The organism is Mycoplasmopsis alligatoris A21JP2 (assembly GCF_000178375.1).
GTDB lineage: Bacteria > Bacillota_I > Bacilli_A > Mycoplasmatales > Metamycoplasmataceae > Mycoplasmopsis > Mycoplasmopsis alligatoris.
The window spans coordinates 1-2,423 of sequence record NZ_ADNC01000001.1 but is presented as its reverse complement, the minus strand read 5'-3'; the positions used below and the strand labels follow the sequence as shown (position 1 = coordinate 2,423).

Here is a 2,423-nt window from a genome sequence, read left to right as displayed (position 1 = left end):
ACACTTCAAAATTTATCTCTAGAAAGCCAGCTATACTATTTTCGAGTTCTTAAGACTAAAGAAGCTAGTGAATTATTTAGTTATTTTGACGAAGATAACCAAACTAAGTTAGTTCACTCATTTACTGAAGAATGAGGAATGAAAATTCTTCAAGATCTTCAATCAGATGAATTAGCTGACATTTTAGAAGACTTACCAGTAAACTTACAAGTTAAAATACTTTCATCATCAACTGTTGAAAAAAGAAATATTATAAATTCAATCTTGTCTTATGAAGAAGATCAAGTTGGTAGCATAATGTCTGTTGATATTTCAACACTTAGAAGCGATTTGACATGTCGTAAAGCTTTAATTAAAATTCGTAAAGACTACAAAAACAACGCTGAACTATCACATAACTTTTATGTAACTGATATTCATGGAGTATTACTTGGAGCAGTTACGCTTGAAGAAATTGTCTTTGCTGATGAATTAATGCTAATTGACGAAATCTATAGCCCTGTAGCTAAAATAAGAATTCATGATAATGTTGAATTAGCTGCTCAAGTCTTTTCAGACCATGATCGTTCATCACTACCAGTTGTTAATAATGAGGATAAAATTTTAGGAATGTTAACCTCTGATGACATAATTGATATTATTCAAGAAAGTGCTACAGAAGATATTTATAAAATGGCCGGGATTAACCCTGATGTAGTTGAAGATAGCTATATAAAAACAACAATTAAACAGTTAGTTCGTTCTAGAGTTATCTGATTAATTATTTTAATGGTTTCAGCAACTCTTAGTCAATTTATAATCCAACAATTTACCGTGATAAGCGAAAACTTCATTAATGGACTTGGCGCTAGTTTATCTACTGCAATAATTGTTTCGCTTATACCAGTTATAAGTGGAACAGCTGGTAATGCCGGTTCTCAATCATCAACAACCATCACTCGAGCTGAAGCGCTTGGAGAAATCGAGAAAAAAGCCTTTAAAAGAGTTTTAGGAAAAGAAATTTTAGTTGGTTTAACAATCGGAATTATTCTTTTCTTTGTAAATATATTAAGACTATCAATTTACTTTTTAATAACTGGTGAGCTTATCGATAAAATAAAATATTTACCTACTTTATTTATTATTTTTGCTAGTTCATTTGCATTATTAATCGTAATTGTCTTTGCTAAAATTTTAGGTACAATTATTCCTTTAGTTGCAATCAAGCTTAAAAAGGATCCAGCTGTTATGTCAGCACCCATTTTAGCAACTCTTTCAGATGCTATTTCCACATTAATTTTCTTTGGAATAACCATTTTAACGTTTTATTTAGTATTTCTAGGTGGATGATTATAAAAAATACATATTAGTCTATAAACAAGGCTAATATGTATTTTTATTATTTAGGCAATGCTAAAGAAATCATCATCGTTTTTATCCTGATTTTCTAAATTTTCTTTTTGCTCAGAAACATCATTAAATTTTTCTGAATCATCTTGATCAAATAATTTTTTATTTTCTAAAAATGAGTTTATATCATTTGGTACTTCTAGATTATTAATTTCAGGATTATTTTCTTGTAAATGACTTAAATTATCATCAAAAACATTTGCTTGAGAATTATTTTCTAATTCTTCTAAACGAGCTTTGATTGATTTATACATTCTTAAATAATTTTCTTCATTTTCTTGTTGAGTTAAAGCATAATTATATGTAATATTACTAATCATTTCTTGGAAAATAGGATCTTGTCTAATTGACTTATCAATAAGTGATTTACGCCCATATTCGTTTCTAAAAATTGAGATCATAACATCAAAAGCAATATCACTTAGCATCGCTTCAAACTTTTTAGTTCCTTCGTCTGTGTAAACTTGAAATGGATTTTTTTGCGCATATTGAACTAAGTTAATATTTGATCTTAATTTATCCATAGTATCAATATGATATTGTCATTTAATATCAAGAATTTTTAAAACTATATCTCTTAAAGTCGTATTTAACATTTCTTGATCATAATTATCAATTACATTTTCTTTTCATTCATCAAATGAATGCAAGAATTTTTCTTCGATGTATTCAAACAATTCATTTTCATGTAAAACTTTAATTTCTTCAATACTAAATTTAATTTTAACAACATTTGAAACGTGCTCATCTAAAAATTTAGCTAGTGCTTCAAAGTCAAATGAACCATTATTAAAACGATAATTTTCTGATTTAATAATTGATTTAGCAGTTGAAGAAATCATTCTTTTTGCAACAAAAACAATATCATCAGTTAATAAAATTAAATCTCTTTGTGAATAAATTAAATCACGTTGTTGACGAATAACGTCATCATAGTTTAAAACGTTTTTACGTGAATCATAGTTAAATCCTTCAATTTTCTTTTGTGCATGATTAAAAGCAAATTTTAAATTTTTATTAGTAATTTCTTTATC

Annotated in this window: 1 protein-coding gene and 1 pseudogene; one reads left to right on the top strand and one right to left on the bottom strand. The window is 27.2% G+C overall.

Going from position 1 to position 2,423, the window contains the following annotated elements; translation table 4 throughout:
* On the top strand, window positions 1-1,335 hold a 1,335-nt coding region (gene mgtE, locus MALL_RS00010; RefSeq protein WP_005683058.1), incomplete at its 5' end, for a magnesium transporter.
* Between the two features lie 47 nt (window positions 1,336-1,382).
* Here the strand turns inward: mgtE and secA are convergent.
* Window positions 1,383-2,423: pseudogene (gene secA, locus MALL_RS00005) on the bottom strand (preprotein translocase subunit SecA); the annotation flags it as partial.